Source organism: Enterocloster clostridioformis (genome assembly GCF_020297485.1).
In the GTDB taxonomy this organism is placed as follows: Bacteria; Bacillota; Clostridia; order Lachnospirales; family Lachnospiraceae; genus Enterocloster; species Enterocloster clostridioformis.
Genome location: NZ_JAIWZC010000001.1, coordinates 5,333,438 through 5,349,160, shown reverse-complemented (window position 1 = coordinate 5,349,160; position 15,723 = coordinate 5,333,438). Strand labels below are relative to the sequence as shown.

Here is a 15,723-nt window from a genome sequence, read left to right as displayed (position 1 = left end):
GGGCTGTGCTGCCAATACTGATTTAGCTTCTATCATCTTCTCTTTACCTTCTTTACAATCTGCCCCGCGGGCCTCCTGTCAATCTTGTATACAATCTGCATGAACCGGGCCACCTCATCCCAGGCCTCCCGGCTCTCCGGAACCAGGTCCATACTCATCTGGAACACATGAAACATCCCCTCATACACGGACACCCGGCGCTTCACTCCGGCCCTCCGGGCATTTTGGGCCGCCTCCAGCGTATCACTTAAAAGCATCTCATGGCTGCCCGCCTGAAAAAGCATGGGCGGCAGGCCCCTGAAATCCCCGAATACCGGCGATATATAAGGGTCCCTGGGATCAGACCCGCCGATGTATGAGGAATTATAAAGCATGCTCTCCCGCGAATTGCCAAAGAGAGGATCATGTTCAAAGTTAAACTCATAACTGTCCCCGCTGCATGTCAAATCAGCCCATGGGGACATGAGTACCAGGCCTGCGGGCTGAGGCATTCCATGGTCCCTGAGGTAAAGGCACAGGGCCAGAGCCAGGCCGCCTCCCGCCGAATCACCGGCCACCACCACCTGTCCCGGCCTGTAGTGTTTTTCCTTAATCAGCCACTGGTAGGCGTGAATTACATCCTCCAGGGCCGCCGGATAAGGGTGCTCCGGCGCCACCCTGTAATCCACGGTCAGCACGTCCCCGCCATAGCTGAGCCGGCTGTAGCGCACGGAAAACTTCCTGTAAATATTCTTCATGGGGCCTATATATCCGCCTCCGTGAAGCTGAAGCACCACCCTGCCGGTGACCACTCCCTCCGGCTTAAGATACTCCATTTTAAAGGGTTCCCTGTCAATGATTTCATACTCGTAGCCAGATGGGCATACCCAGGCCGGTTCCACGGGATTTTTCCTGAACTCCCCTGTCTGGATGGGTTTTCCCAGGGACGTTTCCATGATGTCGTGAATCATATCACGCACCAGCGCCCCCCGTATACTCACATTTTTATTACGCATACTTATCTGTATCCTCTCTGTAAATGCAGGGTCCCTCCGTTATCACAGATGAAACCGTCTGATGAGTTCGTTCTTAAATCTCCTGTCCCCCAGAAATATGGTCAAAGCCAGGATTCCCACGGTCAGTATTACTGTTATGATTGCCATGGCCGGATGCGTGACCAGCCCTGCGGCCCATAAAATCAGGGGGATAAAGCTGAAAACCGTAATAGCGATCTGGTACATGAAATAGCTCTGCCAGTTCAAACGGTTTACAACAATGAGCAGCACCACGGCCGCATCCGCAAACAGTATGGTTCCCGGCACAGCATAGTTGACGGACCAGCCCTCAAATCCCAGGACCCGGTCTATCATCACAAGCAGAATCTGCATGCCGACCGTTTGTATCAGCAGTGATTTTCCCAGGTTGGCATGGCGCAGGATGGAATACCGGAGGGTCAGCCCCACATAGGCGATTCCCGGTATGGCAATCCCGGACCACCAGAGTCCGTCATAGGTAGCGATATTCACCAATCCCAGAAACAGGGCCACCACAGCCAATACCCCGTAGCATACCAGTACCAGTTTTTTCCATATGCTCTCGCCATGCTGAATCACCGGATAATTCCCCTTATCCGACTCCGGCATGATAACGCCGTTGCTCTCCAGCTCCACCGGAATTCCGTCTGACCTCAGGCGGCCGAAAAAACATTCCTCCAGCCTGGAATCCTGGAATACCTTGGTGAAGGTAATGACTGTCCTGTCACCAAAGGAACACACGCCGCATTTGGCGGGCTGGCGCTCAGACACGCCAATCAGCATGCAAAACCCTTCAATATCCTCCTGATACTCCCGGTCCATGGAGATAAGTCCGATATTGGATAAGGTAATGGTATGGGCCCTGTCATTGCGGCGGAAAATGAAGCCAAGAGCCAGCCACTTGACAAACAGCGGAAGGATGCGGACATACCATTTTTTCTCATTTGAGACGTTGTAGGATATGGTCTCCTCCAGCTTTTCCTTCACAATCTTCTCGTCCATCTGTCTGCATACGGATGCGAGAATCTCCTCAAATTCATCCCTGCCCTGTCCGGGTTCATGGTCAATGGCTGTCACCGCGAAAAAGTTGGAGGCTGTGTTGGAGCCAAAGAAGGCCCTCAGGTTAATGGGAAGGTTCACACCGATGTGGCGTCCCTCCTGTTCTTCCTCCTGGTATACCCTGGAAATGGACCAGATCAGGCAGGCCGTCAGGTACTTCGTGATACTGACCCCCATTTTACGGCTCACTGCCTTCAGCTCTCCTGTGTCCGCGTAACCGTGAACCACGCTCTGTCCCCCAAAGGGTATATATCTCCCTGTAAGGCGCAGCGCAGGACGGGAGCTGTAGCGTCTGGTCCGCATTTTCCGGTAATGCTTCAGGTAGCTGTCCTCTGTCTGGGCGGACTCGCCTTCCCCCGGCCCCACATCCCTGCTTCGGCCTCCCCGCTTTAACTCCAGGTAGCCTGCGGTCAGTTCCTTCAGAAAATTCACTGCTCCCATGCCATCCGTCACCGCATGGAATACCTCCAAATTAATTCTGGCCCCATAATAGCTTACGCGGAACAGGTAGAGCTGGTTGCTCTTGGGGTCGATATAGCGGCAGGGCCAGCTGCTCTCCTGCTCAACAAAGGGCTGGCGTTTGTTCTCCTCGAAGTAATACCAGAAAAAGCCCCTCTTTAGCTTCACCTTGAACCCGCCAAACCGGGGCAGGACTTCTTCCAGCGCCCGGTCCAGCAGACCAGGATCTATCTCTTCTTTTAATGTTACGGAAATACGGAATACGTTGCTCAGGTTTTCATTGGCTATCATAGGGAATATTTTACCTGTGTTATCCAGCCTGTGCCACCGTTTTCCCTGGGGATTCTTCTTCATAGCGCCCCTTTCTGCCGGCCGTCCCGCAGATTTTTCGCGGGTCCGGCGCAAACTGTATTTTCTGCCATTATATCTCTATCATCCTGCAATCACAACTATATTATACTTAAACTTTGTTTTCACTCATCTGCTTTGACCTTTGGACCTTTTCCCGGCGTCTTTTGTTTTTGCCCCGGATATGATATATTGGACCCATAAACCCGGACAGCGGGAATCTGCTATCAAATTCCGCAGGAAATATCATGATTCCTCCTTTATTTCACCTAAAATAGAGATATAACAACAAGAGGAGGTATCCCTATGAAAACCATACATACACATGCCCTGGAGCTCTCAGGAAGCAGCTACGAGGCCGGCCGCCTGTTGGGCAGCCGTCTGGCGTCCGTCCCCGGCCTCAAAAAACGGTTCTCAAGCGGTTTCCCCGGCTTCGGCCTGACACAGTTTAACCAGGCCAGCCAGTGTTTCCGCCGCTGGTGTCCCGGACTTACGCAGGAGCTGGCCGGATTTGCCGATGCCCTGGGCTGCGCGCCGGAGCAGGTTCTCTATTACGGCATGACCTGGCTTACGCCTCGCTGCAGCCATCTGGCCCTTCTGCCCTCCATGACAGCCTCCGGCCATCCCATGGCTGCCCGGAATTATGAATTCAACGATGAGGCGGAGGACTTTACTGTCATAAAAACCCGCATCACCGGAAAATATACACACATAGGCACCAGCGTGCTGGGAATCGGCCGGGACGACGGCATCAATGAAATGGGACTGACCGTCACGCTGAGCTCCAGCGGTTTTCCTGTCGGCCCCCTGCCCGAGATGCGCAGGCCCGCGGTCGCCGGACTTCAGTTCTGGGCCGTGGTCCGTACCCTGCTGGAAAACTGCCGCGATGTAAAGGAGGCATTGTCCATGCTGAAAGACATGCCTGTGGCATACAACCTTCACCGTGGAGGATGCCGCCAGGGAGGCAGGATATTCTTATTACCACTTAAACCGCCAGTTCTCCGCCGTCCTCGGGGAGAGCGTGGGCAGCTATATAAAAAAGCGGCGCCTGTCCCATGCTGCCAGGGAACTGGTCTACACGGAGAGACGCGTCATTGACATTGCGCTGGACCATGGGTTTGAATCCGGCGAAGCCTTCAGCAGGGCCTTTAAGGCCGTCTACCATACAAGTCCGGCCTGCTACCGGAAAAAACGGCTGGATGTCATCATAAGCCAGAAACCAAAAGCGGACCAGCACCTGCTGGCCCATCTGACAGACTCCTTAACGGTCCGCCCCCGGATCGTGGAGATTCCCGATATCCTCACCGCCGGCCTGAGAGACCGCACTACCCTGAGGAACAACCAGATTCCCCAGCTCTGGACCCGTTTTCTTGACCTGGTGCCGCAGATTCCCGGCCAGCTTCCTCACGGCCGGGGCTTTGGCATATGTGAATCCTGCGGTGAGGGAAACACCCTGTACACCATGAGCGACGATCTGCCGTTCTCCGAGGTGGTGTCCGTGGAAGTCAGCTCCATGTCTGTCCTTCCTCCTCCCCTGGTGTATAAGACCATTCCCGGCGGAAAGTATGCCGTGTTCACCCACACAGGTTCCCTAAAGAGCCTGCCGCTGACCTATCAGTATATCTGGGGCACATGGTCCCTCACCACCCAGGAAAAGTTGGACGGCAGAGAGGATTTTGAGCTGTACGATGAACGGTTTCTGGGATTTTATCATCCTGACAGCCAGACTGACATTTATATTCCTGTCCAATAACCCATACAGGCCATCACCTGTATGGGTAATCCTGCTCTTCTTCCCCTCTGATGATTCGTTTCATACGGGCCAGCTCATCCCTGGTCAGAAGTCCATTCTCCATGTATTCCTCATATACCACCTGTGTGGCCTCCACAAAGGCCTGCCGTTCCTCACTGGAAAGGGTGTATATTTCAGCGTTGGCCCGGATATTTTCCATTGCCTGCACTTCATTCTCATCAATGAGACGGTTATTCTCCTTCATCATCTCTTGCGTACATTCCTCCAAAATCTCCTGATACTCACGGGGCAGAGACTCATACCATCTTGTATTTACGTAGAAGGGTTCCGGGTGAAACTGGTAATTCACCTCTGTAAAATACTTCTGGACCTCATAAAACCGCATCCCGGAGGAATTGACCCAGGGATTTTCCTGACCGTCAATGGTACCTGCCTTCAAAGCCATATACAGGTCGTTGTAAGGAACAGTCATGACCTCGGCTCCCAGGGCTTCCAATGTTTTATTGATGGTGTCCATGCCGTTGGAGCGCATCTTAAGCCCTCTTAAATCCTCCGGCCTGCGGATCATCCGCACGCTGTTGGAAAACTGCCTGAATCCGCCTGCATCACCGATTCCCAATATGGTTGCGCCGCTTTTCAGGGAATCCATGCTTATTTCCCTGGCAAATTCAGAGTTTACCAGCCTCTCTGCCTGCGTTCTGTCTTCGCAGAGAAAGGGGAGGGAAAACACAAGCATCTTGGGAACTATCTCCAGCTGCCCCCCGCGAAATCCCTGTATGGTTCCGTCACAGACCTGCTCCAGCATAGATGCCTCGCTGCCCAGCTGACCGGCAGGGTAGATGTCCACCTGGATTCCTCCATCTGTTTTCTCCTCCAGCAGCTTCTTAAACAGCAGGAATGACTGGTGGCGCGGGTTGTCCACAGGCTGGGAGTGGCCAATCTGCATGGAGTATATCCTTTCAGGTTTTTTTGCCGGTACGCCCTTCCCCTGTCCTGTGGCAGACGCCGTCCCCTCTTTCGGTTTCTCAAAACCGCCGCATCCTCCCAGTACCAGCACCATCAGAGCCGCCATCAGAATCCATGCCCTGTACACTACTCTCATTCCCCGTCCTTCTCCTCTCTGATGCCTTCCGCCTGCTCATAGCGGAACTTTAACGGAGACATTCCTTCCATCTTCTTAAATGTCCATGTAAAGTAATTTGGCTCCGAATATCCCACCATACCGCTTATCTGCTTGATACTGTAGGTCTCGTTTCGCAGCAGTTCCTTTGCCTTTTTCATCCGGATCCGAATCAGGTAATCCACCACCGTAGTCCCCATATATTGCTTGAAAAGGCGGTTTACATAGTATTTGCTGAACCCGGCTTCCGACGCGATGGCATCCAGCGTCAGGCGTTTTTGATAATTTTCCTGTATGAAGGAACAGATGCCCTCCACCTCCCTGGGCATGTCTCTGTCATGTTCCGTGCCTTCTTCCCCGCACTCGGTCTGGGCCACCATGTCTCCCACACGCTCCCGGGCTTTCTCATAGCTCTCCTCTATCTGGCTTACATCCACAAAGGGGGTTCCGCTTCCCATCATGAAGGCAATCTGCTGCTGTCTTAATATCGAAGCCAGGAATTCTTCCATCTTCCGGAAAATTCCCGGCAGCACATCCGGCTCACGGCAGAAAACAACAGCCGTAACCATGTGGTTTGTCTCGCTGAACATAACAGTCAGGTCCAGATAATCAAACTCCTTCCTGACAGCCTGATACAGCTTCTGTCTGCCGCATTTATCCAGAGAGCTCTGAATGCGGATGCAGAAACAGTTTCCGCTGCACTCAGTTGAAATGTTTTTCAAATCCAGATAGTAGAGAACCTCCTCCGGCATATTGCCCAGAACCAGGTCATTCACCATCTTGCTCTCCATCATGTCCAGAGTCTTTAACAGCTTTGTTTCACGGTACTCCTTCTCCGCCTCCGCGTCCAGCTCGTCAATGGCCCGCATAATTACATTGATAAACGCCTCCTTTTTCACAGGCTTTACCATAAAATCCACTGCCCCAAGGCGCAGGGCCTCCACCGCATATTCAAAATAGTCATATGCTGTGGAAAAGACAGCGCGGAACCTGTAATCCGGACTTTTGATTTTTTCCAATGCCTGAAGCCCGTTCAGGCCGGGCATGTTGATATCAAGCACGATTATATCCGGCCTGTCGAGCATCACCCGCTTGATAACTTCTGTTCCCGAAGCACATTCTATGACCTGGTCTATATCCAGGGAGGATTCATTTATAAAGAAGCGCAGTGCCTCCCGCTCCAGTTCCTCGTCATCTGCAATCAATATTTTATACATCTTCTTCTCCCCTGTGCAGGTAAATACTGACAATGGTGCCTGCACCTTTTTTGCTCATGATTTTAAGGCTGTCATCCCTGCCCGTATATAAGGAAAGCCTCTGCCATATATTCCAGACTCCAATCCGTTCCGGCTGTTTCTCCGAAAGACGCCTTCTGATCTTCTCCAGGCGCTCCCTTTCCATGCCCATTCCATTGTCACAAATCCGTATCCGTATATAATCTCCCGCCCTCCTGACATCCAGAATAAGGGTTCCCCCCTCTTCCTTGGGTTCCAGCCCATGGATTACCGCATTTTCCACAAGGGGCTGCAGGGTAAACCTTGGAAGCATCACAGCCTGTTCCAGCTTCCGGTCATGCCTGACATCCACGTTCAGCCTGGATGAAAAACGCATTTTCTGAATCTTCAGATATTCCTCCGTAATCCCCAGCTCCTCTCCTAAAAGGGCCGGTGTCTGTGCGTCCGCCAGATTATAGCGCAGCAGCACTGCCAATGAATCCAGCATGGTCAGCGCTTGTTCCTGGCGCCCCAGCATGACGGTCCTGTTAATGCTGTTTAAGGTATTAAAGAGGAAGTGTGGATTAATCTGGCTTTGAAGCGCAAGGAAGCGGGCCTGGCTCAGCAGCTTTTCATACTCCTCGTTTTTGCGCTGTTCCACCAGCAGCTGCTTTTCGCTCTCTATTTTTTCCTTCAGGCTGAAGGCCATATGGTTAAATGCCCGCGAGAGCATGCTCACAGTATTTTCCCCGAAGCTCTCCTTAACATGTGCGTCCAAATTTCCCCTGGCTATCTCCTCCACCTGTTTTTTCAGCTCATTTAAGGGCCGTGTCACCCTCACAAAAATATAGCTGGCTGACGCTGCAATGAGGACACAGGCAGCTGCCACGGCTCCCATGTTGAATGCGGTCATCACCTTCCGTCTGTGGGTCAGCTCCCGGTTGCTGTCCACACTGGACTCCAGCGCATACTGGAGCAGTTCATTGGTGTATTTCTCCAGATATTCTCCGATGGTCTGGCTGTAGTAAAAGCTGTCATAGTACCGGTAATCATTGCCGTTAAACAGAAAGGAGGCATTGCAGCATTCACTGTAATAGGATTCAAAGGACTGGTCAATTCCCCGCAAAAGATACCAGGATTCCTCATTGGTGCTCTCTGTATACAGGATATCTATGACAGACCTGGCTATTTCATAGGTATCATTAAACTCTGCCAGGGTGGTGCGGTTTCCCGTTTTCATATATTCCTCAAACAGGATGCCGCTCTGGAGGAAATGGTTTTTCAGCTCCAGTATGGAGTAGTACTGATTGATCTCCTTTTGATATCTGGCATTAAACTGGTTAAACAGAGAGTGGTTGTATATGGAAAATGAGAGGAACAGTATCAGCATCAGAAGCAGCACTGCATTGATTTGGGCACCCACTGAAAAACAGAACTGTTTCCACCAGAATTTTAGTTTCTTCATCTGAACGCTCCTTCGCTGAATCTAACCTCCGGTTCCTCGGTAAGCGTTTCCACCCAAATCTTATGGAATTGCTCCATGCTCTGTTTCTGGTATTGGTATGTGCTTTGTGCACACTTTTCCACGGCCTCCCTGTCCTCTTTGGAGAGGGAGGTCAGGTTTTCCGTATTAATAATCATCACATCCGGAAGGCACCATGCATCATTTTTAGTGACAAAATGAATATACTGGTCGTAGTTATTGCATATAAACTCGGAAAATGAAGACTCAGCCCCGTCGATATTGCCTGATATCAGTGATTTGTAGGTATTGGTATTGACTGAGCCTGCCAGCTCAATTCCCATCTCCCGGAAAATCTCCGCCATAAGGGCGGACTCGCTGCTCTCAATCTTCTTTCCCTCCAGATCCTTTTTGTCCAAAAAAGTGCAGTCCGTACCGTAGAAGCACCGAAAATCAGGGTAATACCAGACCAGGGGCGTGATACGGTCCATCTGGCATTCGTCCCTCAGGGTTTCCTCATTGTTGCGTACCCACTCTATCTGTGCGTCTCCGCCTGCAAAGTTGGAAGGGACAAAGAATTTGCGGATGGATTCCACCTCCTCCGACAGCTCCAGGACATTGACGCGGGCCATGGCAATACCGCCGAATTTTACCTGTTCAATGATTTCCGTGGGGGTTCCCAGGCTGCCGTTATAATAAATCTTGACCGTTACCCGTCCTTGGGTTTCCCGGCTCACCATCTCCGCAAAATAAGCCATGGCCCGGGCGGAGGGATGATTCTCCGGCATGGTCTCAGCCAGCCTCAGGATTACGGCCTGGCTCTGGGGAAGGGACGGACTATCCGATCCGCAGGCAGGCGCGCAGCCGGTAAGAAGGACCGACGCTGCCATAAGAACCGCTGCCAGGGCCTTTGTCAGGGCTGAGGCTTTCTGCATGGGAATACGTGGATGAATGTTTAAAGTCACGTGAGGCTTTCCTTTCTGGAAACTAAATTTTGCGGACATTGTATCATAACTCCCTCCTTTCCACAACACCAAATACCCTCAACCGAAGCTGAGGGATTTTGGATGCCGTATGATTTTATTTTACAAGCCCCAGTACATTAGGGATGGTCATGGAGATGGCCGGTACATAAGTCACCAGTAACAGTATGGCCGCTGTCACTGCAAAATACGGAAGAAGCGTCTTAAATACTTCCTCGATTTTCACATTCGCCACCTTGCAGCCGGTAAACAGAATAGGTCCTACCGGCGGCGTGATTGTACCGATACAGAGGTTGAATACAATCATGATTCCGAAATGGATGGGGTGCATGCCGAAGCTGGCGCAAATCGGAAGGAATATAGGTGTAAATATCAGGATTGCCGGGGTAGGGTCCATGAAGGTTCCCACCACCAGAAGCAGCAGGTTCATAATCAGAAGAATGGCAATTTTGCTGTTGGTCAGTCCCAAAAGTACATCCGCGATAATAGCAGGTATATTGGTAAAGCTCATAATCCAGCTCATGATGGACGACACGCCAATCATGAATATTACGATAGCAGTCATCTTTACGCTGTCCAGCAGAATCCTCCTTAAATCCCTTATCTTAATGCTGCGGTAGATAAAGCTCAGCAGCAGGGAATATACCACTGCGATAGCGGAACCTTCCGTGGCCGTAAAAGCCCCTATTAAAATACCGCCAATAACAATTACGATCAAAAGCAGGCTGGGTATGGCCGCCCACACGGTTTTTAACACAATGGCCAGGGTGATTTCATCCCGGTTTCTGTATCCGCGTCTGGACGCCATAATACCCGCAATCACCATTACTCCGATTCCCCACAAAAGGCCGGGAAGATATCCTGCCATGAACAGCGCGGAGATTGACACGCTGCCCGCAACCGTGGAGTACACAATCAGGGTATTGCTGGGAGGAATCAGCATTCCTGTGGGGGCGGACGCAATATTGACAGCCGCCATATAATCCTTTGAGTAACCCTCTTTTTCCTCCAGAGGTCCGATGGTTCCGCCGATAGCTGCCGCTGCCGCCACGCCTGAACCGCTGATGGCGCCGAACAGCATATTGGCCACCACATTGGTCTCTGCCAGGGCTCCCGGCATCCTGCCGCTTAAAATTTTCGCGCAGTTCACCAGCCGTATGGCGATACCGCCGTTATTCATGATATTCCCCGCCAGTATGAAAAAGGGTATTGCCAGCAATGAGAAGGAATTGACGCCTGTAAATACCTTCTGTGCCGCTGTTCCCATGGCATTCTCAAAGGGAAGCACGAACAGCATGGCGATGGTGGAGGCCAGACCGATGCTGATACTGATGGGAATGCCCAAAACCAGCATGGTCAGCACGCAGACCAGCATAACCAGTGCTACAAGTATTGCCTGATCCATAATTCTATCTCCTTTGTTCTTAGATTTCTCTCAGTTTTTTTGCCAGCTTCATCTCGTTGTAGATAAAATAGAAGAGGATGAAACATGCGCTTACAGGCACTGCCGAATAGATAATTCCCATGGGAATCTGAAGCGCCGCATCCATCTGGATCATTTGGCTTGTAACCTGCTTATAGCCCCCGAATATCATGACGCCTGCCGCGAATAAGGCAACCATCAGTTCACCCAGCATTTCAACAACCACTCTTGTCTTTGAAGGCATATGGTCACGGACAAAGCCGATATTCATATGCTCCCGCAGTCCAAACACATAGGCGGATCCATACATAACCATCCATACAAACATATACTTGGAAAGTGATTCCGTATACGCGTTGGGACTGTTAAAGAAGTATCTCACAACAACCTGGAAGGTCACCAGGATTGTCATGACAGCCAATAGTACCACACATACCCATTCGATAATCCTGTCCAGGATTTTCTTTGCTGATTCCATGAGTCATGACCCCGCTTTCTACAAATCCCTGTTAGTTGGCAAGGCTGCGAATTTCCTCGTATAATGCCTTTGCTCCCTCGCTCTTGCTTGTCACATTGTCGATAACAGGCTGGCATGCTTCCTGGAAAGGAGCGATGTCCACATCGATAAACTGGGCGCCGGCTTCCTCTGCCGTCTTCTTTGCACCCTCAAGGTTCTCATCCCACAGCTGGAATTCACGTTCCGTGTACTCCTTGCAGAGATCCTTTAAGGTCTGCTGGTCCTCTTCGCTCATTCCCTTTAAGGTGGCTGTATTCATAACCAGAAGATCAGGAATCATCAGATGACGTGTGTAAGAGAAGTAAGGAGCCACTTCATAATGCTTTAAATCCGCATAGGTAATTTCATTGTTCTCACCGCCGTTGATTACACCCTGCTGAATCGCGGTGTAAACCTCTCCCTGGGCCATGGGTGTTCCCACTCCGCCCATTGCATCCAGCATGGCGATACAGGTCTGGGATTCCATGACACGAATCTTGTATCCCTTTAAATCCGCCGGGGTCTGAACCGGCTTGTCTGTATAAATGCAGCGCGCTCCCGCTGTAAAGGCCGCCATAACGCTGAAATTATTGGCTTCTGTACTAGCAAAGATATCGTCCAGAGCACCGCTAGTAAATACCTTTTTCTGATGCTCCACGCTGTCATACGCATAGGGAAGACCCAGCACGGCAAAATCGGGATTTACATTTTCCACAATAGAGTTTGCCACCATTGCCATCTGGATGGTACCGCTTTGAACCAGCTCAAACGCATCCTTCTGTGAGCCCAGAAGCTCGTTGGGGCTGATTTCGATTCTATATGCTCCGCCGGTAGCCTCATAGAAAGCATCGCTCATCTCGGACAGGGCCAGATACTGGGGATGCTTTTCCGACTGGTTAAAAGCCAGCTTTAATGTAGTTGTCTTCACATCCTTTTCAGGCGCCTTGGCCTCGTCATCCTTAGTCTCTCCGCCTGCGGCCGGTGCCGGGGCTGTGGTCGCGGATGCGGATGCACCTCCCCCACATGCAGTCAATGACAATGCGGTTACTCCGGCCAATACCAATGTTAATGCCTTTTTCATCATAATCTTTTCTCCTGTTCTCCCCTTTGGGATTCTTAACGTTTTCTTTACAGGAAGATTATAAGCTTTTCCGCTTCAGATTGAACTACAAAAAATGGGCCATATCCTATAAGAAATAAGACATGACCGCAAGATATTGATAGTATGGAAGGGCTATATTTTATAGTTTTAAATGATCAGAGGCGCTACTTATGATACGGCTCCCCCGAAATAATCCTGTAACTCCTGTAGATCTGCTCCAACAGCACCACCCTCATCAGCTGATGGGGAAATGTCATCTTAGAGAAGCTGAGGGCATAGTCCGCCCGCTTCATGACGTCCCCGGATAATCCCAGCGACCCCCCTATGACAAACACAATATGGCCTACCCCATCCACTCCCAGCCTCTGAATCCTGCCGGCCAGTTCCTCGCTGGTCAGCATCTTGCCTTCAATGGCCAGGGCAATGACGTAAGCCCCATCTTTAATATTAGAAAGAATGCGCTGTCCTTCCTTTTCCTTGATCTGCCTTACAATGGCCTCGCCGGCCCCATCCGGTGTTTTCTCATCCGCCACCTGGATAATGTCCAGCTTGCAGTAGCGGCTCAGGCGCTTGGCATACTCCCTGATGGCATCCTCAAAATACCGTTCCTTAATCTTTCCAACCGTAACAAGGGTAATCTTCATCTGCTAAAACTCCAGTATCATATCGTACCACACAGCCCCGCCGTGAACGGATTGGGAAATGCCCATATTCACATATCCGAAGGTTTCATAATACCCAATCAGCCGGTCCTTACAGGTAAGAATAAGCCCCCTGCGCCCCTGGCTCCTGGCCCGTTCAATCATGGCCTCCATCAGACGGGAGGCCACCCCCTGATGCCGGTATTCCTCAATCACATCCAGGCCGAATATGCTCTGGTAAGCGCCCTCCGGCTCATGGAGCGAAGTATCCTCAAACATCTCGTCTCCAATGGTCCTCCCATTTGTGACAGCGCCATTGATAAACCCGATGATTCGGTTTCCATCCTCAGCCACCAAAAAGCTCTGAGGAAATACATCCAGACGTTCCTTTAAACTCTTTCTGTCTGCTGCCTCCGCTGCCGGGAAACAGGCTGCCTCCACCTGTGCCACTGCGTCCAAATCTGCCGGCACCGCTGTCCTTATGGTAATGGCATCCATCTTCTGTCCTCTTTTCGCATCCTTCGCTGTTCTTAAGCCTTTACCCTGAAATAGTATCCCACGCCCCACTTCGTATGTACATACCTTGGGTCGCTGGGACTGGGTTCGATTTTCTCACGGAGCCTTCTCACATGGACATCCACGGTACGCACATCCCCGCTGTCCATGGCCTTATTTCCCCATACATAGGTCAGAAGCGCTTCCCTGCTGTATACCTTATTGGGATTGCGCACCAGCAGCTCCAACAAGTCAAATTCCTTGGCCGTGAGATTGATTTCCCGCTCACCGATAAACACCCGGCGGCTCTCCGTATCCATCTTAAGGTCACCTGCGCCAATGACGCCGGACTGCGGCTCTTCCCGCTTCTGACGTTTGCTCTTCCCGCTTCTTCGTATGATGGCTTTGATTCTGGCCTTGACCTCCAGTATGTTGAAGGGCTTGCTGATATAATCATCGGCGCCGTACTCCAGTCCCAGAATCTTATCCATATCGCCGCCCTTGGCCGTCAGCATAATTATGGGCATATCCGAAAACTCACGTATGGCCTGACACACCTCATAGCCGTCATACTTGGGCAGCATCACGTCCAGAAGCACGATATCGTACTCTGTCTTTTTTGCCAGTTCAATGGCCTCCTCGCCGTCATATGCACAGTCCACTTCCATCCCGTCCTGTTCCAGACTGAAGCGGATTCCTTTTACAATCAATTTCTCATCGTCAACCACTAATACTCTTGCCATGTTCCATTCCCCTTATCTATCATTAAACGGCGGCCTGATAACCAAGGCCGCCTGCCATCATTTACACTGTAATACTGTCCTTAATCTTTTCAAATGCAGCGTCCTTGATACCGGATACATTCATGATATCCTCAATGGACTTAAACCCGCCAAACGCTTCGCGGTAATGGATGATGTCCTCTGCCCTGGATTCTCCGATTCCCCTGAGGGTCATCAGATCCTCCTTAGAAGCCGTGTTAAGGTTCACCATGGCCTTAGCGCCGCCTTCGCCGGTCCCCGTCCTGCCGGGCGTCTGAACGCCCGCTGACACAGCACCCGCGGATATGCCTGATTGGGTCAGCCCCCGGGCCTTCCATTCCTCTGCCTGCTCACGGTCCGGCACCTGTATCTTCATGCCGTCCTCTAACACCTGGGCCAGATTCAGATAATCCGGCACCGCTGCTTCCGAGAATCCTCCCGCTGCCTCAATGGCCTCATATACCCTGCTGCCTGCGGGAAGTCCATATACGCCCGGCGTACACACCAGACCGCATACATGGATATATACCAGAGGCATATCTTCCCGGGGCGGCATATCGCCTTCGGACAGCCTGCCTGCCTGGGACGGCACGTCCTCCTGTCCCGGCATACAATCTTGTCCCCGCAGATGCTCTCCATCTGCGCCCGCGGACATGGTCCCGGCCCCGCCCTCCGGTTCATCCCGCTGCCGGGGGCTTTCCATCCCCGTACGTTCCTCAGCAGCAGTACCACCGTCAGGTTCCAATGCCATGACCATATTTTCCAGTCCAATATCCCGGTTCTTCACACTGCAGCTATAGCATATGCCTGCAGCCAACATACATATGACAATCACTGCCAGTTTCAATGCTTTGAAAGATGTAAGTTTCATCTTGGGCGGTATCCCTCCTTCCAGAGAGCACCGTCCCAGCCTGTACTCCTATTCTATCGGAAACCCCCTGCAATTACAAGCGTTAGTTTCCAAATTTTATCTTTCAAAAATTACAATTCCGCCTATGGCAATGACTGCCCCGATTATCTTGTTCCATGCAAAGGGAGCCTTCTCCACGCCGAACAGCCCGAACAGCTCAATGGCATACGCAATGATAATCTGCGAGACCACAATCAGAAGAGCCGCCTTGGCCGGTCCCAGGCTTCCCATGCTTCGGATGACCGTATAGGTGATGAGGGCTCCCATGATACCGCCCACAAGCACATATTTGGGCGTAACCTGCATAATGCCGGCCACGGGCTCCCTTCCTGTAAACATCCATATGACCACGCAGGTAATAAAGGCCGTGAGCTGTACCCATCCCGCGGCCACCCAGACGCTGGTCTGCTTTGTCACTTCCGTGTTAAATACGCCCTGTATGCTCATTAAGGCGCCTGACAGCAATGCTATGATAAATCCCATG

At 51.5% G+C, this 15,723-nt stretch carries 15 protein-coding genes and 1 pseudogene; 2 read left to right on the top strand and 14 right to left on the bottom strand.

The annotated features are described in order from the left end of the window. Positions 1–32: 32 nt before the first annotated feature. Positions 33–995, bottom strand: a complete 963-nt coding sequence (locus LA360_RS26870; RefSeq protein ID WP_057572101.1) for an alpha/beta hydrolase — start codon at positions 993–995, stop codon at positions 33–35. Positions 996–1,037: 42 nt separating this feature from the next. Beyond that, the gene (locus LA360_RS26865) at positions 1,038–2,885 is read right to left on the bottom strand and encodes a DUF6320 domain-containing protein (protein ID WP_022201465.1); all 1,848 of its coding nucleotides are present in this window, start codon (positions 2,883–2,885) and stop codon (positions 1,038–1,040) included. A 300-nt stretch (positions 2,886–3,185) separates the two neighbouring features. Between LA360_RS26865 and LA360_RS26860 the strand changes: the two are divergent. Together LA360_RS26860 and LA360_RS26855 are read left to right on the top strand one after the other, a co-directional pair. After that, positions 3,186–3,821, top strand: a pseudogene (locus LA360_RS26860) (C45 family autoproteolytic acyltransferase/hydolase); the annotation flags it as partial. A gap of 1 nt (position 3,822) precedes the next feature. Continuing rightward, complete coding sequence (locus tag LA360_RS26855; protein ID WP_330378444.1) at positions 3,823–4,632, top strand: AraC family transcriptional regulator; 810 nt, start codon at positions 3,823–3,825, stop codon at positions 4,630–4,632. 13 nt (positions 4,633–4,645) lie between these two features. On the opposite strand, the gene LA360_RS26850 is transcribed toward LA360_RS26855, so the two are convergent. The 12 genes from LA360_RS26850 to LA360_RS26795 all read right to left on the bottom strand — a co-directional run bounded on the left by LA360_RS26850 (position 4,646) and on the right by LA360_RS26795 (position 15,722). Then, entirely contained in the window at positions 4,646–5,734 is a 1,089-nt protein-coding gene (locus LA360_RS26850; RefSeq protein ID WP_089775370.1) for a TRAP transporter substrate-binding protein, read from the bottom strand. Further along, positions 5,731–6,969 (bottom strand): response regulator, encoded by a 1,239-nt coding sequence (locus LA360_RS26845; protein WP_002584745.1) that lies wholly within the window; start codon positions 6,967–6,969, stop codon positions 5,731–5,733. The genes LA360_RS26850 and LA360_RS26845 overlap by 4 nt, the downstream gene beginning before the upstream one ends. Next, positions 6,962–8,431, bottom strand: coding sequence for a sensor histidine kinase (locus LA360_RS26840; RefSeq protein ID WP_022201460.1), 1,470 nt, complete (start codon positions 8,429–8,431; stop codon positions 6,962–6,964). The genes LA360_RS26845 and LA360_RS26840 overlap by 8 nt, the downstream gene beginning before the upstream one ends. Next, the gene (locus LA360_RS26835; RefSeq protein WP_089775372.1) at positions 8,428–9,432 is read right to left on the bottom strand and encodes a TRAP transporter substrate-binding protein; all 1,005 of its coding nucleotides are present in this window, start codon (positions 9,430–9,432) and stop codon (positions 8,428–8,430) included. The genes LA360_RS26840 and LA360_RS26835 overlap by 4 nt, the downstream gene beginning before the upstream one ends. Before the next feature lie 76 nt (positions 9,433–9,508). Beyond that, a complete protein-coding gene (locus LA360_RS26830; protein WP_002584748.1) occupies positions 9,509–10,816 on the bottom strand; it encodes a TRAP transporter large permease in 1,308 nt (435 codons plus the stop codon). Between the two features lie 19 nt (positions 10,817–10,835). Beyond that, a complete protein-coding gene (locus LA360_RS26825; protein ID WP_002584749.1) occupies positions 10,836–11,312 on the bottom strand; it encodes a TRAP transporter small permease in 477 nt (158 codons plus the stop codon). Between the two features lie 31 nt (positions 11,313–11,343). Next, the gene (locus tag LA360_RS26820; protein ID WP_089775374.1) at positions 11,344–12,414 is read right to left on the bottom strand and encodes a TRAP transporter substrate-binding protein; all 1,071 of its coding nucleotides are present in this window, start codon (positions 12,412–12,414) and stop codon (positions 11,344–11,346) included. Positions 12,415–12,596: 182 nt separating this feature from the next. Continuing rightward, positions 12,597–13,076 carry a 23S rRNA (pseudouridine(1915)-N(3))-methyltransferase RlmH gene (gene rlmH, locus LA360_RS26815; protein WP_002584751.1) on the bottom strand — a complete coding sequence of 160 codons (480 nt, stop codon included), beginning with the start codon at positions 13,074–13,076 and terminating at the stop codon, positions 12,597–12,599. 3 nt (positions 13,077–13,079) lie between these two features. After that, complete coding sequence (locus tag LA360_RS26810; protein WP_002584752.1) at positions 13,080–13,571, bottom strand: GNAT family N-acetyltransferase; 492 nt, start codon at positions 13,569–13,571, stop codon at positions 13,080–13,082. 32 nt (positions 13,572–13,603) lie between these two features. Continuing rightward, a complete protein-coding gene (locus tag LA360_RS26805) occupies positions 13,604–14,311 on the bottom strand; it encodes a response regulator transcription factor (RefSeq protein ID WP_002584753.1) in 708 nt (235 codons plus the stop codon). Between the two features lie 61 nt (positions 14,312–14,372). Continuing rightward, positions 14,373–15,200 carry a helix-hairpin-helix domain-containing protein gene (locus LA360_RS26800; RefSeq protein WP_022201458.1) on the bottom strand — a complete coding sequence of 276 codons (828 nt, stop codon included), beginning with the start codon at positions 15,198–15,200 and terminating at the stop codon, positions 14,373–14,375. Positions 15,201–15,296: 96 nt separating this feature from the next. After that, a complete protein-coding gene (locus LA360_RS26795) occupies positions 15,297–15,722 on the bottom strand; it encodes a DMT family transporter (RefSeq protein ID WP_002584755.1) in 426 nt (141 codons plus the stop codon). Position 15,723 lies beyond the last annotated feature (1 nt).